This is a genomic window from Dyadobacter psychrotolerans (assembly GCF_004349265.1).
Classification (GTDB): Bacteria; Bacteroidota; Bacteroidia; order Cytophagales; family Spirosomataceae; genus Dyadobacter; species Dyadobacter psychrotolerans.
Genome location: NZ_SMFL01000011.1, coordinates 137,976 through 162,779, shown reverse-complemented (window position 1 = coordinate 162,779; position 24,804 = coordinate 137,976). Strand labels below are relative to the sequence as shown.

12 protein-coding genes and 1 pseudogene are annotated in these 24,804 nt (G+C 43.0%); 8 read left to right on the top strand and 5 right to left on the bottom strand.

Going from position 1 to position 24,804, the window contains the following annotated elements; translation table 11 throughout:
* Window positions 1-62 precede the first annotated feature (62 nt).
* Together E0F88_RS24790 and E0F88_RS24785 are read left to right on the top strand one after the other, a co-directional pair.
* Window positions 63-1,499, top strand: a complete 1,437-nt coding sequence (locus E0F88_RS24790; RefSeq protein WP_131960979.1) for a Gfo/Idh/MocA family protein — start codon at window positions 63-65, stop codon at window positions 1,497-1,499.
* Window positions 1,500-1,700: 201 nt separating this feature from the next.
* A complete protein-coding gene (locus E0F88_RS24785) occupies window positions 1,701-3,377 on the top strand; it encodes an N-acyl-D-amino-acid deacylase family protein (protein ID WP_131960978.1) in 1,677 nt (558 codons plus the stop codon).
* Between the two features lie 60 nt (window positions 3,378-3,437).
* Here the strand turns inward: E0F88_RS24785 and E0F88_RS24780 are convergent, their stop codons facing one another.
* Complete coding sequence (locus E0F88_RS24780; protein WP_131960977.1) at window positions 3,438-4,298, bottom strand: AraC family transcriptional regulator; 861 nt, start codon at window positions 4,296-4,298, stop codon at window positions 3,438-3,440.
* Between the two features lie 344 nt (window positions 4,299-4,642).
* Between E0F88_RS24780 and E0F88_RS24775 the strand changes: the two genes are divergently transcribed.
* Window positions 4,643-5,080, top strand: coding sequence for an META domain-containing protein (locus E0F88_RS24775; protein WP_131960976.1), 438 nt, complete (start codon window positions 4,643-4,645; stop codon window positions 5,078-5,080).
* 284 nt (window positions 5,081-5,364) lie between these two features.
* Window positions 5,365-6,183 (top strand): sugar phosphate isomerase/epimerase family protein, encoded by an 819-nt coding sequence (locus tag E0F88_RS24770; RefSeq protein ID WP_229213908.1) that lies wholly within the window; start codon window positions 5,365-5,367, stop codon window positions 6,181-6,183.
* A 97-nt stretch (window positions 6,184-6,280) separates the two neighbouring features.
* Here E0F88_RS24770 and E0F88_RS24765 read toward each other — a convergent pair whose 3' ends face one another.
* The 4 genes from E0F88_RS24765 to E0F88_RS24750 form a co-directional block, all read right to left on the bottom strand.
* Window positions 6,281-7,708, bottom strand: a complete 1,428-nt coding sequence (locus tag E0F88_RS24765) for a glycoside hydrolase family 125 protein (RefSeq protein ID WP_131960974.1) — start codon at window positions 7,706-7,708, stop codon at window positions 6,281-6,283.
* Window positions 7,709-7,887: 179 nt separating this feature from the next.
* Window positions 7,888-12,213 carry a M4 family metallopeptidase gene (locus E0F88_RS24760; protein ID WP_131960973.1) on the bottom strand — a complete coding sequence of 1,442 codons (4,326 nt, stop codon included), beginning with the start codon at window positions 12,211-12,213 and terminating at the stop codon, window positions 7,888-7,890.
* Between the two features lie 300 nt (window positions 12,214-12,513).
* The gene (locus E0F88_RS24755) at window positions 12,514-16,737 is read right to left on the bottom strand and encodes a M4 family metallopeptidase (RefSeq protein ID WP_131960972.1); all 4,224 of its coding nucleotides are present in this window, start codon (window positions 16,735-16,737) and stop codon (window positions 12,514-12,516) included.
* A 208-nt stretch (window positions 16,738-16,945) separates the two neighbouring features.
* Window positions 16,946-17,527, bottom strand: a complete 582-nt coding sequence (locus E0F88_RS24750; RefSeq protein ID WP_131960971.1) for a GNAT family N-acetyltransferase — start codon at window positions 17,525-17,527, stop codon at window positions 16,946-16,948.
* An 83-nt stretch (window positions 17,528-17,610) separates the two neighbouring features.
* Here E0F88_RS24750 and E0F88_RS24745 point away from each other — a divergent pair, with 83 nt between their 5' ends.
* The 4 genes and pseudogenes from E0F88_RS24745 (at window position 17,611) to E0F88_RS24730 (ending at window position 24,754) form a co-directional block, all read left to right on the top strand.
* The gene (locus E0F88_RS24745) at window positions 17,611-18,831 is read left to right on the top strand and encodes a PA2928 family protein (RefSeq protein ID WP_131960970.1); all 1,221 of its coding nucleotides are present in this window, start codon (window positions 17,611-17,613) and stop codon (window positions 18,829-18,831) included.
* Window positions 18,832-19,087: 256 nt separating this feature from the next.
* The gene (locus E0F88_RS24740; RefSeq protein ID WP_131960969.1) at window positions 19,088-20,212 is read left to right on the top strand and encodes a Gfo/Idh/MocA family protein; all 1,125 of its coding nucleotides are present in this window, start codon (window positions 19,088-19,090) and stop codon (window positions 20,210-20,212) included.
* Between the two features lie 282 nt (window positions 20,213-20,494).
* Window positions 20,495-20,972: pseudogene (tnpA, locus tag E0F88_RS24735) on the top strand (IS200/IS605 family transposase).
* Between the two features lie 38 nt (window positions 20,973-21,010).
* On the top strand, window positions 21,011-24,754 hold the full coding sequence (locus E0F88_RS24730; protein WP_131960968.1) for a PVC-type heme-binding CxxCH protein: 3,744 nt from the start codon (window positions 21,011-21,013) through the stop codon (window positions 24,752-24,754).
* The last annotated feature ends 50 nt before the right edge of the window (window positions 24,755-24,804 follow it).

Genomic DNA, 24,804 nt, shown 5'->3' with positions numbered 1-24,804 from the left:
CGGGCAGCGCCCGATGATTGAGAGCACAGACAGACGATCACATCACCCATAATCCTAACCTCATGAATACAAACGAAGAAAATAACCAGGACAGGCGGTCCTTCCTTAAAAAAGCAGCCACCGGTACGGCTGGTATCATCGCTGCGTCCATGTTCCCAACGATTGTTCCTGCAAGTGTTTTTGGCAAATTCGCTCCAAGTAATAAAATCAATATAGGACAAATCGGGATCGGACGTATTGCCACTACGCATGACCTTCCTGAGGTATTAAAAAATGAAGTTGCTCACGTAATGGCCGTTGCCGATGTAGATAAAAACCGACTGGCACAAGGAAAAAAGTGGATCGAAAAGAAATATGCTGACAAAACAGGAAAGGCTAATTACGTTGATGTAAAGACCTACGACGATTATAAGGAGCTTCTGGCAAATAAAGATATTGATGCAGTCATCATCAGTACACCAGATCACTGGCATGCACAGCCTGCCATGGAAGCAGCTGTAGCAGGTAAACATATTTACATGCAAAAACCAACCTCTCTTACGATCAAAGAAGGCAGGATGATGGCTGACATGATCAAGAAAAAGAAGGTGATTTTTCAGCTTGGCAGCCAACAGCGTTCTATGAACCCATGGCCGCAATTTAAAAGAACCTGTGAGCTGGTACGTAACGGAAGAATCGGGAAACTGAAGAAAGTATATGTTGGATTACCGGGCGATCCGGCGGGAGGAAATCCTGCCCAAATGCCTGTTCCATCCAACCTGAATTACGACATGTGGCTGGGATCGACACCTGAGATTTATTACACTTTGGACCGTGTTCACTCACAAACCGATATCAATGACCGTCCCGGCTGGTTGCGTTTAGAGCAGTTTGGTGCCGGGATGATCACCGGCTGGGGTTCTCACCATATCGATATTGCGCATTGGGGAATGGGTACCGAATTGACCGGCCCGATTGAAATCGACGGCAAAGCAACTTTTCCACCGGCCGGTTCCGGCTTGTGGAATGTTCATGGCGACTTTCTTGTCAACTCCAAATATGCCAATGGTGTAGAAATGGAAATCGGCGGAACAAATCCAAATGGTGTTAAATTCGAAGGTACGGAAGGCTGGATTTTTGTTTCGCGGGGAAATGTTGGTGTAACTGCATCAGATCCGGGAGCTGCCCAGGCTAGTAGTAAGAAAAATGAGGCCTTTTATGCCAGTGACCCAAAAATCCTCGGTTCAGTAATCGGACAAAATGAAATTCATTTGTACGAAAGTCCGGAGCAGCATCAAAACTGGCTGGAAAGTATACAGAGCGGAAAACAAACAATCAGTCACGCAGAAATCGCACAGCGTTCCTGCACAGCTTGTCTGCTTGCACACACAGCAATGAAGCTTGGAAGAAAACTGAAATGGGATCCGAAGAAAGAAGATTTCATCGGAGACAAAGAAGCAAGTGCAACCTTGTCCCGACCGCAGCGCGGGCCCTACGGTACCACAAAAGTAAAAGGCTGATATGTGAAAAATTTGTAATAATTAATAAAACAACCTTTGTGAGAGATCATGAAGGTTGTTTTGTTTTTATGATAGAAGAGTTGCCAATAGTACGCAATTCAAAAAATATATGCCATATCTTCCCATAGAAGAAGAATTAATTGCAGAAATTGAAAGAGAAAGATACCTGATAGAAACCCGTTTAAAAGAAAACTCAACACAATGAAAAATATTCTCCTCTCATTACTCATTTATGTCACCCTATTTTCCTGCGATACCAAAACGAAATACGACACCATCATCCGGAACGGAACAATTTATGATGGGAACGGCGTAAAGCCTCTTACAGCAGATTTGGCTATTAATGCAGACACAATCGCCTTCATTGGTGATTTGAAAAATGCTTCTGCAACAAATGAAATTGACGCAAAAGGCAAAGCAGTTGCACCCGGATTTATCAACATGCTTAGCTGGGCAGACGAATCACTGATAGCGGATGGCCGCAGCCAGAGCGATATCCGGCAAGGCGTTACACTGGAAGTAATGGGTGAAGGATCGAGCATGGGACCATTGAATGCTAAAATGAGAAAGGAGCTGCAAAACGGACAGTCTCATATTAAATACAAAGTTGAATGGAACACCCTCGGTGAATACCTGACTTATATGGAGAAAAAAGGTATCAGCTGTAATCTGGCATCATTTGTAGGTGCAGGAACAGTCCGTACCTACGTTGTCGGTGAAGACAACCGGGCCGCAACTCAAGCTGAACTCGACAGCATGAAACTTTTGGTTAAACAGGCTATGGAAGAAGGTGCAATGGGTGTCGGGTCTTCGTTGATCTATCCGCCTGATTTTTTTGCAAACACACAGGAATTGATCGTACTATGTAAAGAAGCATCGAAGCATGGCGGGATGTATATCTCACACATGCGCAGCGAAGGAAATAAATTGGATGAAGCCGTCGAGGAATTGATAACGATCGCAAGAGAAGCGAAAATACCTGCTGAAATCTATCACCTCAAAGCGGCGGGTAAAGACAATTGGCATAAAATGGACGGCGTAATTCGCCGGATAGAAAAAGCACGGGCAGAAGGGTTACATATAACCGCCAATATCTACACTTACCTCGCAGGAGCAACCGGACTTACAGCGGCGTTTCCGCCTTCGCTACAGGACGGAGGTTTTGTAAAACTTTGGCAGCGTTTGCAGAATCCTGCTATTCGCTGGCAAATGAAAAAGGCGATGAACAGCAATCCTGCGGAATGGGAAAATCTGTATTATGCGGCAGGTTCGCCGGAGAAGGTCTTGCTTCTTGGTTTTGCAAAAGATTCATTGAAAAAATACATTGGTAAAACACTGGCAGAAGTTGCAAAAATCAAAGGTACATCTCCCGAAGAGACAGCGATGGACCTGATCATCCAGGACAGTACAAGAATAGGCGTAGCTTTTTTCATGATGAATGAAGAAAACGTTAAAAAGCAAATAGCACTTCCCTGGGTTAGCTTTGGATCTGATGCAGCCAGTTACTCTCCGGAAGGAGTTTTTCTAAAATCGCAGCCGCATCCCCGGGCTTATGGAAATTTTGTAAGAGTGCTGGGGCAGTACTCAAGAGATGAAAAAATATTCCCTTTGGAACTGGCTATTTACAAATTAGCCAAACTACCGGCCACAAATCTAAAATTAAAAAAGCGGGGCGAACTTAAAGCCGGTTATTATGCTGATGTTGTGGTATTCGATCCTGCAAAAGTGAAAGACAACGCCACCTATGACAAACCTCAGCAATTCGCAACGGGCATTTCTGATGTGTTTGTAAACGGAACAGCGGTATTAAGAGACGGCAATCACACCGGCGCAAAACCCGGCAGATTCATCAAAGGCCCCGGTTACTTAAAGCCCTGAAAGGGCTATATTACGCAACGCCGGACACCGCCCAGCGCCCTGCTACTATAACCAGATCTATCAATAATTCCCCTTATACTCCCGCGGTGTATGTCCGATATAACGCTTAAAATTCCTGTTAAAATTCGACAGAGAGTCAAACCCGCTGTCGTAGGCAATCTGGGCGATGGTCCACTGATCTTCCAACAGCAGCTTGCAGGCATGACCGATCCGGATCTCGTTCACAAAATCTATAAAAGTTTTGTTCGAACGGGCTTTGAAATAACGACAAAAAGCGGCCTCACTCATCCCGGCCAATGAGGCCACATCACCCAAACGGATATCCTGAGAAAAATGCTGAAGTACATAACTATGCACTTTCTGCATACGTTCTGTCTCAGAAACTTTATAAGTGTTTACGTAACCGTAGCTGGAAATGGGTGTCCCCCCTTCTTGGTGAGCGAGACGATCAAGCAGCGTCATCAAACGAAGAATACTCTGAAAACCTTCTTCATGCAGCATTCCCTGCAACTCGGCGCGGATGTGATCGCGAAGCGGGCCTTTGTAAGCGATGCCTCTTTTCGACTCTATAAATAACTGCCTCAGCGGAAGCATTTCCTGCCTGTCCAGAAAATCCTTACCAAGGAAATCTTCCTGAAAATAAAGGACTATACCGTGTGTAAATAATTCTGATTCGGAATTAAAATAATCGGAATCACTTCTCCATAAATGAGGAATATCCGGACCTAAGAATACGGTATCTCCCGGCTCGAAAGTATGAATTGAATCTCCGATCAGCCGCTTACCTGTGCCTTCAAGAACCGTAAAAAGTTGATAATGAGGATGAAAGTGCCAATTGGGATCAAAATGAGATTCCCTGAGCTCCTGTACGGTTACGGTACGAACCTGGCTTTCAATATTTTTATGAATTGGCGCTTTCATCTTACATTACCTATATTTTGACCAAATATATTAACAATCCCCAAATTTCTGATCAAAATTCAGCTTGTATTAATCGGATTCTTTAAACACAGGTACTATGGTTTTGGCAAGAATGTGTCAGTAACTGCAAAAAATAAATAAGTTTTGTTTATGTACACCTACCAACAGTTATCAAAAGGTAAACGAAATCAGCAAACAAACTCGTTATACTTCTACCTTTTGAGATTACACTCAACTTTCTGGCATAATTTTTATCACTAAGAAGCACGACCATAAAACTTTGAGTCGCCTCTCAACGTACCCTGAATCCTTTACAATTGTTAGTCTGAAATATATTTGCAATTATGAGAAACTTCAACTTATGGGCAGTTTTGCTGCTATTACCATTACTCGCCGGCTGTGGAAAAACAGCAACAACAATTACTACTGATGTAGACAAAGAACTTACAGGAAAATGGCAATTGGAAAAAGTGATCGAAGAAAACGATACAATTAACAAGCCATCCGGTAAAAACGGATTATACGATGTAAGCCTTACTTTTAAAGAAAAAGGCGAACTGGAAGCCACTTCATCAACCAACTATTTAACTGGATTTTACGAAACGGCCCAGCTGAACGCCATTCACCTGGGAGGAGACGGTACCGAAAGAGAGGAAACTGCCTGGGGAAACGCTTTTGTAAATGCACTTCCAAACGTTAATATTTACGATCTTAAATCAAATAACAGACTTGTTCTTTTTTATAATAATAACAGTCAGCTGATATTTAACAGGGTTCAATAGTAAAGCAGGTTCAAAAATAAGCAAAGCCAAATGCAGACAACTGCGTTTGGCTTTTTGCTGTTTAGACTGAATTTTACCGTTAAAAAAGTCAATTTTGGGGTAATCAAATCAATATTTAGCCAATTCTAATCAAATGCCGTAAATTATTTGGTATTTTATTATTGTAAAATTGTATAAATGATATTCTGTTTCACAGATATTACCCGAACCATAATTCCATTATTTAACTTTGGCCAAATAAGTAGTCACAGGCCTCCCAAAATTTATCCTTAATGAAATATAGTATGAACCTCCTTTTATGGGGGAATCAGATTGATGACAGCCTTTTTCCAACCCTTGAACTGATCAAAGAAATTGGCTTTGACGGTGTAGAAGTTCCCATCTTTAATACCAATCCAGAGCACTGGTTTAAATTTAGAAAAAAACTGGATGACCTGGGTTTACAATGCGAAACAGACACAATCTGCGGACCGGACGAACACCTGATCAGCCCGGATCCTGCCATGAGGCGACACACGATCGATCACCTGAAAAGTGCACTGGATTGCTCCCTGGTTTTAGGTGCCACTAAACTGATGGGGCCTTATCAGTCAGCATTGGGTGTGTTTACCGGAAAACCTGCAACTGCCGAAGAATGGCAATGGGGTATTGAAGGAATCCGGGAAGTTGCCGATTATGCAGAGTCGCTTGATATCACTTTGGGATTGGAGTATCTGAACCGTTTTGAACTCTATCTGACCAGCTGCGGCGATGAGCTGATCCGGTTTGTGGATGAAGTAAATCATCCAAATTGCAAGATCATGTTCGATACTTTTCATGCCAACATCGAAGAAAAAAATATTGGCGACACAATTCGTAAAGCAGGAGACCGTATCTCTTTTATTCAGCTTTCAGAAAATGACCGCTCTACACCCGGAAAAGGAAATGTAGATTGGGATGGCATTTTCACAGCCATAAAAGATATCAAATACGATGGCTGGATCAGCATTGAAGCATTCAGTCCGAAATTACCTGTTGCAAACATCTGGCGCAAAATGTTCGATTCCGAAGAACAGCTGATGCGCGACGGATTGGCTTTTATTAAAGCAAATATTCAGAGTTAGATTTTCTATTATTTCAAAGAGGACCAGGAGATAATGAGCGGACGCCGCGCGGCGTCCGCTCATTATCAACACAGTAACCACCGTGTAACCTTTATCCTTAATAAACCTTCGCCAACAGATGCGGACGTTCTTTTTCAAGTTTTAAAATTAACTCTCCGAAAAGGGTATTAACCCAGGCAAACCATTTACGCGTGAATTTTGCCTGATCATCTTTATCAAAAGATTCGTGCATAAAACCGGTATGATTGTGCGTGTTTTTTAACTGCCTAAGCTGATCTTCAATTTCTTTGTCGCTTACAGACGTAATTGCCCGCGCAATGATTCCCATCGGCCAGATCTGGTCAATCAGTGTATGCGGACTGCCCAGTCCTTCTCCTGCTTTTCCCTTAAAGAAATATGGATTGGAATCACTTAGCACAAATTTTCTCGTATTGATATAAACAGGATCCTTAACAGACATAGCACCCAGATAAGGCATGCTTATCAGCCCCGGAATACCGGCATCGTCCATCAGCAAATGATTTCCAAAACCATCCACTTCAAAAGCATAAATTTTGCCGAATTCAGGATGATTGTAAACCGCAAATTTTTTCAGTGCTGTTTCAACTTCCAAGGCCAGAGCTTTAAAATCCGCTGTCAGTTTGGCATCCTGTTTTGTCTTTTCCAAAAGCTCTGCTACTTCCCGGAAAGAGACAACAGCAAAGAAATTGGAAGGAACAAAAAACGGATAAACCGTTGCATCATCAGACGGCCTGAAAGTACTTGCAATGAGTCCGTTCGGTTTGATCGGATTGCCGAAACCATTCCCGGGTACTGTATCGGTTGACCAGGCTGTAGTACGGCCAAATTTGTAAGGACCGTGGTTTTCTTTCCTCTGCTGTTCCGTGCAGGTCTGCAATATTAAACGCATGGCTTTGAGCCAGTCTGCATCAAAAGGCGAAACATCCCCGGTTGTTTTCCAATAGTTGTAAGCAAGCCTGATGGTATAACACAGCGAATCAAGTTCCCACTTTCTTTCGTGAAGCATCGGTTTCATTTCGGTATGATCCGTTGTCCATTCACTTTTCTTAGGCCGATCGTAAAATGCATTGGCGTAAGGATCAATAATGATACATTTCGTCTGACGGTTGATAAGACCCGCCACCATTTCTTTGAGGTGACTGTCTTCTTTTAGTAAAGGTAAATAGGGCCAGACCTGCGCGGTACTGTCCCGAAGCCACATGGCATCGATGTCTCCAGTGATGACAAAAGTATCAGGCTTACCATCAATTGGCTTAAAATGAACCGTTGTATCGATTGTGTTGGGAAAACAATTTTCAAAGAGCCAGGCCAGTTCCGGATCCTTAATTACCTTTTTCATACGCGTAATGGTCGCTTCCACGGCCGTACTGGCAAAACTGCGTTTGTCGGCGGGTATGCGTACAACCGGAAAATTGGTTGCGCTTTTTGCAAAAGACCAGTTTTTTGTGGCTAACCCGGCAACTGCCAGTGCGCCTGCCTTTATAAAATCTCTGCGGTGAGTCATGAAAATTCACTTATTAAAATATTTTAAAGAGGCAATTTATAGAAATTTAAGCATACCGGCGATTATTTTTTCAGACCTATAACTTACTATTTACTACACCTATTTTTCCACAAAAAAAGAGACGTTTTTAAAGCCGAAACTCTAAAAACATCTCTTCGTAATCTAGGAAAGGCTTTAAATTATAATTTCAATATTGAGAAATTATAACTGGTTTTTTCATTAGATATAACAACCTGATAAATACCTGTACCCAGTTTGGACATATCCTGAGTTACAATACCTCTTGTGGTTTTGACTTTACCTTTTTCAACTACAACCTGACCGGAAGCATTGATGATTTTCACTGAAACCTGGTTCATTTCTGCATCAGGCAGCTCAATGTTAACCATCGCCTGCACCGGATTTGGATAGAACTTCACTTCTCTCAAATTCGCTGCATCTATGCCAACAATCTTGCTGTATGCGTGAGAATCATCTGTATCCACCAGCTTCAACCGGTAGTAGTTCATACCTTTCACATATTTTGTGTCCGTAAAGTTGTAATTGTTGGTGATGGCCGAAGTCCCGTTGCTGGCTACTCTTCCGATTTCTACAAAATTCTTTACGTCAGTTGCCCGCTCTACCGCGAAGTAATCGCTGTTAAGTTCGGCAGTGGTAGCCCAGTTTAAAATGTTTCCTTCCAAGCTATTTTTTCCGTCAAACTTAACCAACGTTACAGGTAAGCTACCCACAGGCGGCGCATTGGATAAGCCGAAGCCGGAAAATCCTGAAGTGAATTTGGATTTAAACGCCCAGTCGGAATTAAACGCTGACATAACCTGTACCTGGGCATACGAGCCCGAATTGGAATTGTCGATGGTAATTCCAGCTTCGCTTTTGCCCATCGACTGAATTGAGCTCTTGTAGCCGCCTAATTCCGAGTCTTTGTAATAGAGCGTAATATTATACTCCCCTATTGGATTGGGGTTCGCTGGAGTTACCTTGTAGGTTTTTTTGGTAATGGTATAGGCTCCCACCCAATCTTCTGCTCCCGTTCCTGCGCGATCAATCTGGACCGTGGTGCAGCCATAATCATGAGCGGTCAGATTCTCTATTTTTGCAAGCAGATTTTTCGTTACAGGATCATAAAAATAAGCCGTTGCATTTGGACCAAGGTATTGCTCATCGGGTGTTGCAGTAACCAAGGTCTCAATTTGGGTTGGGATCTCGGCAGTAACTTTAATATTGTCGAGTCCCCAATAATAATCATTGTTAGCCGTGTACCTGAATCTCAGTTTCATAGCCACACTGGCATATTGATCCGGGATGACAATGTTTCTTGTCACAGCCGCTCCGTAACTACCCGAATTTCCGGTTGTTTCGGTTTCAGTAAGCAGATTATGCCAGGCAGCTCCATCCCAGACATCAACCGTACCGATTTCGTCAAAATCGCTCCCACCCGCAAAAATCCTGAAAACTTCCAGAAATGAAAGATTTATTGATTTCATGCCAGCGGTGTTAAAGGTAGCTGTTTCGATGTTCCATGTTCTTTCACCGGGACCATACCGTGTACTACTGGCAATCAGAAAAGGTTGTCCGGGAATATTAGGATCTAAAAATATAGTGGTTGGATTGCTCCCTGCTACCACTGCCCATTCAAGAGGATAAAAATTGGTACCACTCCAGCCGGCCGGTATTCTGAAATCATTAAAATCCGCATATAAAACCTGAGTAGATTTAGTACCCGGAAGTAACTCATCATCATTGATATAAATCGTATGTACCTGATTTTTATCATCGGTCACAGCATTTCCCGAAGTTGTTATTGAATAAGTCAGGATCGCAGTTTCGGTTTCTTCTTTGTAGGCATCGTTATATATTCTTACAACAACATCCTGAGATAAAGTGCCAGCCTGAAGAACGAAGGAATTGGGACTAAAGCTATAATCAGCCGTTGTTCCTGATTTTGCGGTTCCTGTTGGCGCATTGAAAGTCACAGTAACAGGCTCAGAAGGGGCCTTGGTAACTTTTACTGTTACTGTCTTTTCCAGGTATGGCAAACAGCCAGCGGGTGAAAGGCCATCTGTAAGTGCTTCTGCCTCATTTACGGTAGTCGAGCTTTTGGCAAAAAGGACCGTTGGGACAAGCGGTGTTTCACAGGAATAAACACGAACATTATCAATGTACCAGCCATCGACCCCGCCACAAAGATCTGTACCAAGATCCCAGCGAAATTGTATTTGCTCGCCGGCATCCAGACCCAAAGCGGTCAGATTGATTCTGCTTTGCCCCCAAACTCCCAGGACAGTTCCGGTATCAAAACCAGTAAAAGCGACTTGTCCGGCCAACGGATTCCCGCTGCTGATTGTACCATTATATCCGTTTGTCAAAAATGCACTTGACGGCACCAGCGTCCAGGCACCATCATTTATTTTATACTTAATATTTCCTCCATCATAACCTTGTTCTAATGAGATATAATGATCAAAAGCAAGGTTAAACTGCCCTGAATTAACTGATCCAATCGTCATTACAGGGCTGGTCAAACTCATAAGCCCCTGTTCCTTACCATTATTGCAATCGGTACCATTGTAATTGACAGCATAAACCACCTTTCCAGGATGTCCTACCGATGAACCGTCGACCAGTACCCAGTCACGTGGCGACCAGCCGGCAACTCCGGTATTTGCAACTGTCCAGTTTTCAAGTCCATTTTCAAAATCATAGAAATACAGGGCATTTTCAGCCGTTCCTCCGTCACAGATTGTTGCAACCGGATTGAGTATCGGAGCATATCCGCAATTTGTTGCTGCTCTGAGCTCAACTGCCAGAATTACTTTTTGTAATTCAGCCAAATCCGCAGCCGTAACATATTGGCCCGATAGTGTTGGCGCAGCGTCAGCTGTGGATAAATTTGGTAGATTTGTATTTGCAGCAATCAGTGCTTCAGCTGCGGCTACTAGTATATCTGCCTGTGCTGCAAAGTCAGTTGTTTGCGTCATGAAATTGGCCTGTGCATACCAGTAGATGTGTGCAGCTTTGGTAAGGCCTATTCCACTGATCGTCTGTCCATTGTAAGTTCCCCCATCTACCAGTAATGCATAAGAATGGTTCAAAACACCTGAATTGATATGCACTCCGCCCGCATCATTATTGTTGGTTGGCACACCTGAGGCGCAGTAGTATTTGATGTCCGTCACACGTCCGGGATCACCCAGGCAATTAGGATTATACATATCACGGATTGCCCCGTCTCCTACGCCGCCCGGAGCAAAAGCAGATGCCTTTTCACTTAGTCTCCAGCGGGTTGAAGTGGTTGTAGCAGGGCAGTCGTTACCAGCCGTGGCTCTGAGCGCAATACCTTCATCCTCATCCATGTAACCGTTCAGCAAATCCACAGTTTCTCCCCAGATATCGGAGTAAGCCTCATTCATCGCACCTGCCTGCCATGCATAAATCAATCCGCTTGTAAATTCGGTGTAAGCATGTGCCCACTCATGTGCTACTACGTCATCGGAGGCTGTCCTATCGCAATAATTAGCAGAGACGCCATTCCAATTGGCATTAGGGCATTGAATACCCGGGTTATTATGTGTAGTAAGCATGGGAGCATCCGCATTATTGTATGAAATATACCCAAACGCATTTTTCATGAAATTATAAAGATGCCCCGCTGTTTCCAGTTCCGATTTCTGCCAGACATTTAAAGCTCCCGGAAAAACATTTCCTTCCTCCCAGGTCAGGGCGGGAATAGTATTCGTTGTTGATCCTGTGGGATAGGAATACAATTTCCGGTTCAGAGCTTCGTGCATTCCGGAAAATTGTTCTACCAGTTCTTTTGTGTGGGCATCGATATACAGGAACTCACGAACATCAACATCGTTTCGTACTTCAACTTCATATACAAGGTGCTTTTGTCCTTCATAACCCTGTGCCAATCCCTTTTGAAATACATACAAGGTATTTTTATTTACTTTCAAAGGGGCTTGCAGAGGAGGATTCAACTTTGATCCGCCTCCGTCAGATTTTTGCAGTTCGACCATTTTTATTGCCAAATCTGCAGCTACCTCTTTCGAAATAGTAGGCGTTGTATTTAACTTTCCAGCCTTAACCCGATTGCCATTCATCGACGAAAGGTCATCAATTTTGTTAAAATGAAATTTTAGCACCCCGTCAAAAACAGGAACTCCGTTTACATACTGCTGTAAAACGACATGCTCCATGCCATAAATGTCTTTTCTGCTTTCTTTTACCTGATAGGCTTCACTTTTAGACTGAATCGCTAACAGACCGGTATTTTGGTTAATGAAATTCAGTGCTTTTTCCTGAGGCGTTCCACCTGTGAGTTTCAATGCACGTCCGGCCGGAAATCTTAAAAAACTTATTGAGGACGTAGCCTGGTCTATCGTTGGAATCGCTCCGGTTTGACCAACAAACGTATCCAGGTATCCCTGGGCTGCGTCCTGCGCATTACTCACAGCTGAGAGTAACACGAACGCAATAACCAATCGTAAAGCTAACTTCATAAATTGTAAGGTTTTATGGTAAGATCAGCCCCTAAGATAGACAAACATCTACAAATTCTTTTGATGACTTATTTAAAGGCGAAAAAATAAATCCGAATCTAACTTTTTGTCTTTCATATGGTTTTGTTAAGTATTTTTTATACTTAAAGAAGCGGCAAAAGATCTACCTGATTGTACATACCGGGTATGTATATACGAAGTTTTTTTAAGTCACTTAAAGTGACTCTCTGTAAATAATACAAAAAGCCATTTTCTATACATCAGCACAGAAAGTGGCTTTCAGTAACTTAATAAGGTATGCTAAAACTTAAACACGGAAAAGCTGTAACCGGAATTTGGAGTTGAAATGATAACATGGTAGATCCCCGACGGTAGTTTGTGAATGTCTTGTATGAAACTTCCACTGCCGGTTTTGACATTTTCCTTTCGTAAAATTTCCTGCCCAGCCGAATTGACGATTTTTAGATCAACTTCTTTCAACGTTTTATCGGGTAATTCGATGCTTAACAGCGACTGTACCGGGTTTGGATAAAATATTACTTTTTCTAAAATTCCCCCATCGACTGAGATAATTTTACTGTACGCAAAAGTACCGTCCGTATCAATCTGTTTTAGGCGGTAATAGGTTATTCCACCGGCCGGTTTGGAATCCAGGTATTGATACGAATGAAGTTCATTTGAATTTCCATAACCTGAAATTCTGCCGACTTCTGTGAAATGTTTTGAATCAGCAGACCTTTCAATTTCAAAACGGTCATGCCGCACTTCTTCACTTGTTGACCAGGCAAGCATATTGCCTTCCGCCGTGTTCCTGCCTTCAAAAGCGATAAGTCTCACTGGCAGCGCTTCTGGTGGCGTAACATTTGAAAGGCCAAAACCCGAAAAGCCCGTATTAAAAGTAGAGGTAAAAGCCAGGCCTGCAGTTAAAGCTTCGCTAACCTGTATCTTTGAGTAATTGAGATTTGCCGCAGTCGCTGACATAATACCACTGCTGCTTTTACCCATGGATTTTATTTTGGAAACATTGAAGTTGGGTAGTTCCGAAGAACGGTAATAAAGTGTGATTTCATAACTTCCAGCCGGATCGTTGTAAGCTGGTGTTACCTTAAATGTTTTATTGGTGATCAGCGAATTTCCCTGCCAGTTGGTTGCATCAACTCCCTCGCGATCCACAGCAACCGTAGTACACCCATAATCATGATTGCTGAAATTGTTGATCCTGGCCATCAGATTCCCCGAGGCAGGATCATAAAAATGTACAGTAGAGTTAGGTCCAAGATACTGGTCATCCGGAATTAAAGAAACTGTAGTTTGAATTTGTTTCGGCGATTCTGCTGTTATTTTCACGTTGTCAATCCCCCACCAGTAATCATAATTCGCAATGTAACGGAAACGGATTTTCATTAATGGATTGGCGTAAGCGGCAGGGATGGAAATGCTCCTCTGCGCAGGCGAAGTCCAGGAGCCTGATGTTCCGGTTGCCTGGTTTTGGGTTAATACATTTCGCCACGCCGTTCCGTCCCATACATCTACCAAACCCTGTTCTGCAAAGGAACTTGGCCACACATAAAAGTATTCTAAAAAGGACAAATTAATATTGCTCATCCCAACTGTATTAAACGGAGCCGATTCAACGACTCTATCCAATGTTACCATGCCAGCCGCGTCACTGTTTATAAACAAAAGTTTAGGCTTTGCAGGATCCAGAGAAACCGAAGGAAGCAGAGCCACTGACCATGCCGAAGGGTAAGTCCCACCTCCAACAACATTCCAGCCTGCCGGCATACCTTGTTCAAAATCTTCCGAAACAAGTGTCATTCCCACGATTGTCGGCACCTTATCGTTGTCCGTAATGGTAAATGTGTGGCTTTGATTAAACAACTCTGCGTAGGCATCGCCTCCCGACGAACTGTTTAGGGAGTAAGTTAAAGTAAAAGTCTCACTCTCCTCAACATACGCATCATCATAAATCCTGACTTTTATTTCCTGAGACAAATTGCCTGCATGGAGAACAAAACTGGATGGAGACAAATTATAATCCGCAGTGGCGCCCTGTTTTGCGGTTCCTTCTGACAAATTAAAAGTAATTGTCACCGGTTGAGAAGGTGCTTTGTTTATTTTAACAACAACCGTTTTTTCAACATATTTTAAACAACTATTTGGGGCCGGACTTTCAATTGTAGCTTCGCCTTCATTTACTGTGGTTGATGTAGTTACAAATTGCACAGAAGGAGTAGCGCAGGAATAAACCCGGATATCATCCAGATACCAGCCTTCGAGTCCGCCACAGCCATCTGTACCAAAATCCCATTGAAACTGAATTGTTTGTCCAGCCACCAATCCTAATTTACTCAGATCAATGCGGCTTTGCCCCCAGCTGCCACCAACCGAACCGTCATCCGCACCGGAAAAACCAGGCTGGCCTTGTAATGGATTGCCGCTATTTGCCACCAGTATTTTATTATAACCATTTGCCGTAAAGGCTGAGGCAGGAAGCAAGATCCAGGCTCCGCCATTAATCCTGTATTTGATATTTCCCCCGTCGTAACCAGATTCGGTTGCTACAAAATGATCAAACGCCATATTGAAGGGACCCGAAGATCCTGCCGGTATCGAAATTACCGGACTGGCAATACTAATAAGGCCGTTCTGAAAATTATTTATACAATCGCCGGCATCCAGATCAATTCCAAAAACCACATTGCCGGAGCGTCCGCCTGGTGCCGGTGATTTAAGTACCCAGTTTCTTGCTGTCCAGTTCTGGCCACTTCCCGTCGAACTTACAGTCCAGTTTGAAAGACCATTTTCAAAACTTTCATAAAAGATGGCGCTCTCTGGTAAAGCACCTGAACAAATTGTCGGAACATCTGCCAACAACTTAGGAAAGCCACAAGCGTTTGGCAGCCTTAATTCTACTGCTGCAATTACCTTAGCCAACTGCTCGGCATCGGCCGTGGTTATAGTTTCTCCCGAAAGACCTGCTGCACTCTCTGATGTTGACAATGCCGGTAAATTAACCCCAACGAGATCGAGTAAGGATGCCTCAAGAATATCTGCTTGGCTGGCAAAATCTGTGGTACTTGTCATATAATGCGACTGTGCCCTCCAGAAAATATGCGCTGCCTTGGTTAACCCTAATCCTGTGATTTTTTGTCCATTATAAGTGCCGCCATCAACCAGTAAGGCATAGGCATGATTTAAGATTCCTGAGTTAATATGAACCCCGCCATTGTCAACAGCGGAACACCAATATTGCGGATCGGAAACTTTTCCCGGGTCGCCTTCACAATTCGGATCCCACATATCACGTAAGGCACCTCCAAAAGCAGTAGTTTTTTCTCCCAACTTCCAGCGAGCTGAACTTCCGCATCCGGTTCTGGCATCTGCACTTTCACTTTCATCCATATAGTTGTTCAACTGATCGACCGTCTCACCCCAGATGTCAGAATAAGCTTCGTTCAGCGCACCAGCCTGCCAGGCGTAAATCAGTCCGCTTGTATATTCTGTATAGGCATGAGCCCATTCGTGTGCGACAACATCATCAGAGGCAGTTCCGGTACAATAATTGGCAGTCCGGCCATTCCATGTAGCATTGGGACAATTGATATCCGGATTATTATTGATCGTAATCATCGTGGCACCTGCATTGTCATAGGAATTGTGACCAAATGTATTTTTCATCAGATTATAAATGTGCCCGGCGCTAACTACTTCCGATTTCTGCCAGACATCCAAAGCATTAAATGCGGCTCCGCTTGTTCCGTTTGACTCCTGCCATTTGAGATTTACGCCCGATATTGAAGTTTCGTAAACCTTCCTGTCAATACTGTGCATGCCCGTGAACTGTTCCACGAGCTCTTTCGAATGCGCATCGACATACAAATATTCTCTGACGTCCAAATCATTAGCAACTTCGACCTCATACACCAAATGAACACGTCCCTGGTAACCCTGCGCCAGACCTTTTTGAAATATATAAAGAGTGTTCTTATTGACTTTTAAAGGTGCCGCGAATTGACCAAACTTTTGACCGGTAACATATTTGATCGCAGCAGATGCAGCTTCTTCCGGGGATATGGAAGCAACAGTTTTCAGCTTGGGGACAGAAATGAAATTTCCGTTCATTGAGCTGAGGTCTGCGCTGCGGTTAAAGTGAAACTTAAGTACACCGTCAAAAACAGGCACACCCTCCACGTACTGCTGCAAGGCAACATGCTCCAGGCCATAATTATCTTTCCTGCTTTCTTTAACCTGATAAGCTTCTTTATCCCATTTTGCTTTAAAAAGACCTGTGTTTTGTTTAACAAACAAAAGCGCTTTGTCTTCTCCGGCAGAGCCCGATAGTTTTATAGCATTCGCGGCAGGAAACCGTATAAAATTTACTGAATTCGTAGCCTTGCCAATAGTAGCAACGGCTCCTGTTTTTGCAGTAAATGAATTTACCTCATTTTTTACCGCATCCTGGGCAACAGCCGTAAAGGCGCATAATATGAAACCTAAAATAAATTGTAAAGTACACTTCATAGAGTCGAGGTAAGCTTAAAGAAAATCATTATCAAATTATATCAAAATAACGCTCAATAATTTGTGAGCGTTATACTACATACAATTATCAAATTAATTACATCAAACTTAAATTAATTTGTCAAGAATTCAATCTCCTTATAATAAAGAGACAGATTATTGTTTCCCATACAGGATGGACAGGGCTTTCCGAATCATTAAGATCAGATCAATTTCTCAGGTTTTTAACCATATGAAAATATTGATGCCCCATAAAACGCTTTTTACCTGCTATCTCAAATCCCACTTTTTCATAGATAATTTTCGCATCCGGATTTTCCAGGTCAACGATTAGCCCTACACGCGTGTAACCCAGGTTGAGCGCCTTTTCACAAAATGCGTGGATCAGTTTTTTCCCAATTCCTTTACCCTGATGTGCATTGCCCACATTTATACAATCCAGATAGTATTCTCCCGCCTCAGTTTCATCGTCCGGCGTAAAACCAGGTTTTGTTTTTCGCAGCTGTTCCAGAATCGGCTGTCTTAACCTGTGGAGGTCGGCGCCATCATAACCGGTTACGGAGCCCAGAATGCCTGTTTCATCCTCATAAACCTGCGTGTGTACATAACTGTATTGATTATCTGCCCTTTTAAAAAATTCCTCAAAAAAGGGTATAGCATCTTCATACCGGTCGGAGTTGGCGAAAATACCTGCTATGTGCCCCATTGCCAGGATAAACAAAGGGGCTACTTCCTTGGCGTCTTGAGGTGTTCCTTGTCTGATCATGCCGGCGAAGTTATGTAGTTTCATATTGTTTTACCACTGAATAAGTCAAGTACTATTTGCCGTACAAATCGCTGCCAATCCTATAATTTTAAGAAAAACAAAATACTATGAAGAGGAACGGCTTTCTCAGGGCATTGATCATTTTTACGGCGATCATCGGTTTGATTATAACCTTTATTGTTTTTTTGCCTGAGCAGGTCCGGCAGGTTTATCCGCCCCGACTCTATGGACCTCTGGCCAGGGTTGATGCAGGCGGGAGAAAGATGTTCTTTTACCTGACAGTTGAAGAAAAAGTCCGAAGTAAATTTACTTCCAGACGAAGTAATACTTTCACTGAATATTTTTCGGTTTACAGGCTTTGTGTTCGTGATGCAGAAAGTGGGAGGCTGATTAAGTCCGAAATCATTTCAGAAATAAAAAGTGCTATACAGGAAAGTGAGCCAAAGATTCTCGGACCGGTCAAAAACGGGTTATGGATATGGAATTCGGGACCAAAACTGTATGATCCGGTTTCTCTTACAGTTACCACGGATCTTGAAACCATAAAAAAACAGAATCCTGAAATTGCAGGTGTTTTACCAAAGGAAATTGCTTTTTTCAAAGTTTCCGAGCCCAATGCAGCGTTGGTAATCAAAAGCCTTGATGCCCGGTATTTTCAGGTCGATGAACTTACCGCTAAAATAACCGATGCCGAAAAAATTCTCGAAGGCATAACATGGAGAAAAACTGCCGAAGATGGTTTCACCTATACCAAACAACCCGGTGTTTACGCCTACTACAATTATATATACGGAAATCTGATCAATTCATTTCTTGCCGGCAAGGGAATTTGGCATGGTCTACTTTCCAAACGACAAAGGGAGCAACTTTTCAAATGGCCGGGAGCTCCCGGTCAGCCGGATAAGGACGGTCAGAACCGGTATTACCAGGTTCGGTATAAGTTAGACGACCGACAGGAAATTGAGCTGGATATTTCTACTGCCAAACAAACCGGCGACAAAAGTTTTTTACAGGGAGGTTTTATTAAAAGAAAAGAACAGATGGTTTGGGATGTTCCCAACCCGAGCTCAACGCTGGTGATGTCCAAAGATATTTTGGGCCGGGACGGGAAATTTGTAATTCACCGGCTGGGCAGAGATGGAAAAATAATCTGGTCGCAATCATCAGATTTGTCTGAGCTGGATCAGGTAGCAGACGGAGATAATTATATTGTGCTGGCCGGCTTTAAAGATCAGCTGGAGCCTACACGGAATAGGGTTGGAATCCTGGTCTGGATTGACCAAAACACTGGTAAAAAGGACGAATTCAGCGTTTCAGAAGATCTGTAATGTCTTTTTACCAATTTTCTTACTTCGTTAAATTCTAGCAATATTTTGCTCCAAAATCCCATTCAATTAAAAAATTGATCAAAATACGCTAAGTACTAATCAAAAGACGTAAAGTTTTTAGCATTATTTTGTTTTAAAATTGTATTGTCAATTCTATGCCCGGGCAAGCGAGTCACTTATCCGGCAATTCAGGACACAACATCACACATACATCCCTTAATTTGTATATTAAAAATTCAATATTTCTAATTAATCTATGTCTAAAAAAATTAATGTTGCAATCGTTGGTCTTGGTTTCGGAGCCGAATTTATTCCTATTTATCAGCAACATCCGGATGCGAATATGTACGCGATTTGCCAGCGTACAGAATCGAAATTAAATGAAGTAGGTGATCAGTATGGCATCGATGTTCGTTATACAAGTTATGATGATTTGCTGAATGACCCATTGGTTGACGCGGTTCACATTAATTCTCCGATTCCAAACCACGCGGAACAAACACTAAAAGCATTACGTGCCGGCAAACATGTGGCTTGTACAGTCCCAATGGCAACCAGCGTTGAAGATTGCATTGAGATTGTAAAGGTTACGAAGGAAACCGGCAAAAAATATATGATGATGGAAACCGTGGTTTATGCACGTGAATTCCTTTTTGCCAAAGAATTATATGAAAAAGGTGAGCTTGGAAAAGTACAGTTTTTGAAAGCAAGCCATCAGCAGGATATGGAAGGATGGCCTGATTACTGGCCGGGATTGCCTCCGATGCACTACGCAACACATTGCGTTGGCCCGGTAGCAGGTTTGCTGAAACTCGAAGCAGAATATGTTTCCTGTTTCGGATCGGGTACGATCAGTGAGGATCTTGTTAAAATACATAATTCACCTTTTGCAGTTGAGTCGGCGCATATTAAATTTAAAGACAGCGATTTGTCTGCTTATGTATACCGTTCACTTTTTGATGTTGCACGCCAGTACCGTGAAAGCTTCGAAGTTTACGGAAGCAAAAAATCGTTTGAATGGCCGTTGATCGAAGGGGAAGATCCTGTGATCCATACAGCTAAAAAACCGGAGCATGAAATTGCAGAACGCGTGAAAACGCCGGATTATGCGCATTTACTGCCGAAGGAAATTCAGCATTTCACAGGAAAAGGCGTTTATGATCTGGATGATCATTCACATTTATCATTTGTACAGGGCGGCGGCCATGGCGGTTCGCATCCGCATTTGGCCAATGAGTTTATCAGTGCATTGATCGAAGACCGTGATCCTTTCCCGAATGCGTGGCAGTCGGCCAACTGGACGAGCGTAGGTATCCTGGCGCACGAGTCGGCATTACAAGGCGGCGCGTTAATACAATTGCCGGATTTTAAAAATGTTTAGTTAGATTAAACTACCTTGAATTGGTTTTATTACGGTGCTCTGCACCTTGATTGACGTTTTTATTTGGTTTTCTACAAATATTAGGGTGCTCTGCACCTTATTAATCGGTACAAAAGAGGTGCAGAGCACCCTTAATATTTATAGAAATCATAAATCAGAGACTGTTTTCCAAGGTGCAGAGCACCGAAATACTTGTTGGAATTTGTTTTATTATCATTGACCTATTAATCATTTGTATTACTCAACAAACTTTAAATACGACAATGAAATACAACTTCACAAATGGCAAATACCTACACACAACTATATATTCAACTGGTTTTTTCTGTTCAGGGACGAGAAAGCTTAATTAAAAAAGCCTGGAAAAGTGAGCTATATGCGTACATCGGTGGTATCATTCAGAATAATAAATCGAAACCACTGGCAATAAATGGAATGCCGGATCATATTCACATCTTTATAGGATATAGTCCCGCCAGTCCACTACCGGATTTAGTTGAAGAAATTAAAACCTCTTCGAATAAATTTTTGAAAGAAAAATTCAAAGCTCCGGTATTTAATTGGCAGCGTGGTTACGCAGCATTTTCTTATAGTCGATCACATATAGATGCAGTCATTAAGTACATTGAAAACCAGGAGATTCACCATCAAAAAACATACTTTTAAAGAAGAATATTTAAGGATGTTGAATGATTTCCAAATCGAATACAAAGAGAATTATTTATTTGACTTCCAGAATATTAGCTCTTGGATCAATTGATAAGAAGTTTTTACAGACGAAACATTTTTTATAATTAAATGAAAACCAAAGTATTATCCTTTCTGTTTGGTATTGTCCTTTTGGGCTGTGCCGTTCAGCCGTCCTCTCAGAATGCATCTGTCAAAAGCGGATCTTCTAAAGACGCAACAAAGCCGCGCCGGCTCGAAATCCTTTTTATGGGAGATAAAGTGGGCCATCACAAACCAGCAGAGCGCGTTCCTCAGATTATGGCTGCTTTGGGACCAAAAGGTTTCAACTTTACTTACACCGACGATCTGGAAGATCTTAATCCGGAAACTCTGGCTAAGTACGATGCCCTGATGCTTTTTGCCAACTGGGATTCTATTGCGCCTCAGCAGGCAACAGCACTGCTTGATTTCGTAGCCAGCGGAAAGGGATTTATTCCAGTACACTGCGCCTCATACTGCTTCCGCAACAACCCGGAAGTTGTGAAATTGATCGGTGGCCAGTTCTGGAGACATACCTGGGATACAATCCAGCCGGTTTGGTCAAAACCTGATCATCCTGCAATCGCCGGTGTCAAACCATTCAAAACGGTTGATGAAACTTACCTGCACAAATTATTGCAGCCAGATAACATCATTTTAACTGAACGTCTTGTTCAGGCAGATCAGGAAAAAGACAAGCCTGGCCGTGCAAATGAGCCTTATACATGGGTTCGTACGCATGGAAAAGGACGCGTATTTTATACTGCTTATGGTCATGACGAACGTACCTGGGGTACACGTGGGTTTCAGGATCTTTTGGAAAAAGGAATCCTTTGGGCGGTTAATGACGATGCAAAAAAAGCTTTGGCCGGTCTAAATCCCAAACCTTTTGAATACCGTGAAGCGAAACTTCCTAACTACGAACAGCGCCCTGGTGCTCAATTGCAGCAATTACCGCTTTCGCCGGAAGAGTCAGTAAAACACATTCAGATCCCGGTTGATTTTACCCTGGACGTTTTTGCGCATGAACCGGATGTAATGCACCCGATTGCCATGACATGGGATGAGCGCGGAAGGTTATTTGTTCTGATCACCAAAGATTATCCGAACGAGCGTAAAGACACCGGCGGAAGTGACTATATTTTGATTTGCGAAGACACTGATAAAGACGGAAAAGCAGACAAATTCACCAAATTCTCGGATGATTTGAGTATTCCAACCGGACTTGTTTTTGCAAACGGAGGACTTATTGTTTCGCAGGCACCACACATGTTGTTTTTGCAGGATACCAACGGTGATGACAAAGCTGATGTTAAAAAGATTCTTTTCAGCGGATTTGGAACAGGAGATACCCATGCAGGACCATCTAACCTGCATTATGGATTTGATAACTGGGTCTACGGATCAGTAGGTTATTCAGGTTTCAAAGGTAAATTACCTCAGAGCGATTCTCTGAATTTCGGCCAGGCGCTATTCCGTTTCAAACCGGATGGAACTGATATGGAAATCGTCACCAGAACTTCAAACAATACCTGGGGACTTGGTTTCAACGAAGCAGGAGATCTTTTCGGATCAACTGCAAACAATTCGCATGGCTGGTACAGTGCCATTCCTAACCGTTACTTTGGCGAAAGCAGAGTTGACAACGGAGGCCGCAGCACAGATACGCATAAGGACATGCAGCCGATTACTGAAAAAGTGCGCCAGGTTGACGTATTCGGTGGTTTCACCGCAGCAGCAGGTCACAATTTCTATACGGCCCGCGCCTATCCGAAGAAATACTGGAATAAGATTGCCTTTGTTTCAGAGCCAACCGGACATATTCTTCACCAGAATATTATGGATAAAAAAGGCACTGACTTTGAAGATAAACTTGGTTTTAACCTTCTGGCTGGTGCTGACGAATGGGTTGCTCCTGTTTTTGCAGAGGTAGGCCCGGATGGAGCTGTTTGGGTTGCAGACTGGTATAGCTATATCATTCAGCACAACCCTACTCCAAAAGGAGCTGACAATGGAAAGGGAAATGCTTATGAGACTCCATTGAGAGATTTCACTCACGGACGTTTGTACCGCATTGCATACAAAGGTGCACCTGCATACAAGCCAGTTTCACTGAGCAAATCCCGTCCTGATGAATTGGTTGCTACTTTGAAAAACACAAACATGTTATGGAGAAGTCACGCACAGAGATTACTTGTGGAGCGTGGCAATAAAGATGTTGTTTCAAAACTGGTTGAAATTGCAAAAGATAAATCTGTGGATGAGGTTGGTTTAAATACCGCCGTTATTCATGCACTTTGGACTTTACAGGGACTAGGCGCAATTGAAGATCCGCAGGTTCTGGCAGTTGTGACAGAGGCTTTGAAACATCCATCCAACGATGTCCGCAAAACTGCTGTTCAGGTTTTACCTAGAACTGCTTCTACCGCCAAGTCTTTACTGACTGCCGATGCGCTGCATGACAAAGAACCGCTTGTTGTGCTGAACACTTTGCTTGCTTTATCAGAAATTACTTACACTCCCGAAACAGAAACAGCAATCCTGTCATTGCTTGATACTTACGCACAGGCTGACGACCGCTGGATGCCGGATGCATTTGCCGCTGTTCTTAACGCTCAGAATGGCAAGTTGCTTCAAAAGTACCTTGCACAGCGCGCAAGTAAAGCCGGATCTGCTCCTGCGGGTGCAAAACAGGATGCTAAATCAATGGCTGGTATGGATCATTCCAAAATGAACCACGGAGATGCAGCAGGTAAAGTAACCGTACAGGGAACTGCTGAACTTGCCATCACAAATATCACGATTGATCCTGTTACACCTTATGTTCGCGAAAATGCACGGGTAACGATTGAAATTACTAACCAGGGAAGTGTGGCAGTGCCTAAGGACCTTGTACCTGTTGTGAGTGTTGGTATCAGAAGCCGTTCTTTGAACAGCAACTACATCAGCAAGCAGCTTAACAATGGTATTGCTCCGGGTGAAACCATTAAACTGACTGAAGGTAACAATGGTCCGTGGAGAAGTACGTTCAACTTTACTTCCGACGAGGCAGGTAAAGTAAATGTTACTGCTACAATTGACCAGGATAATGTGGTTCCTGAAAAGGACGATAACCGTAACAATACATTAACCAAAAGCTTTGAAGTTCGTCGTCTGGATCGTCTGTCTGATTTTGCATTGGAACGCGCAACACGCGGTTACACTTCGTTTGCAAAAGGTGACGAGGTGATTGGTCTTATCAAAACGGCCCAATCACTGGATCCTCAGGGACGTAACGCCGTGATGAAAGGTGTTCTTGGCGCATGGAATCCACGCAGGAAAGAAGCGCCGACGGAAGCAAACAAAACATTGCTAACTTCGATCAAAAATGAAATTCCGGAAGATCTTAGTGCAAGGTTCACTTCACTTCTTGAATCTTATGGAGTAAAAGATGAAGCTCCTGTTGATCCGAATATTCAGATTGTTAAGATTAAAGCCATTCGTGAGGAAATGAAATTCGACGTTACTGAATTTACCGCAGTAGCTGGTAAAACAGTTGAAATCGTATTCGAAAATCCAGACGCTATGCAGCACAACATTGTTGTTGGTAAACCAAAAACTACTCCGATCATCGGTGCAGCAGCCGACAAAATGATTACTGCAAAAGACGGTGCCGAGAAAAACTATGTTCCAAATATTCCGCAGATCATCGCTGCGACGCCATTGGTAAATCCTGGACAGACTTTCAAACTAAGATTTGTAGTACCTGACCAAACCGGAGATTACCCGTTCGTTTGTACGTTCCCAGGCCATTGGAGATTAATGACCGGGGTTATGAAAGTTGTAAAACAGTAAGTGAAGTGTTGGTTTAAAAACATGCTTATGCCAATGAAAACAGTCAAAAA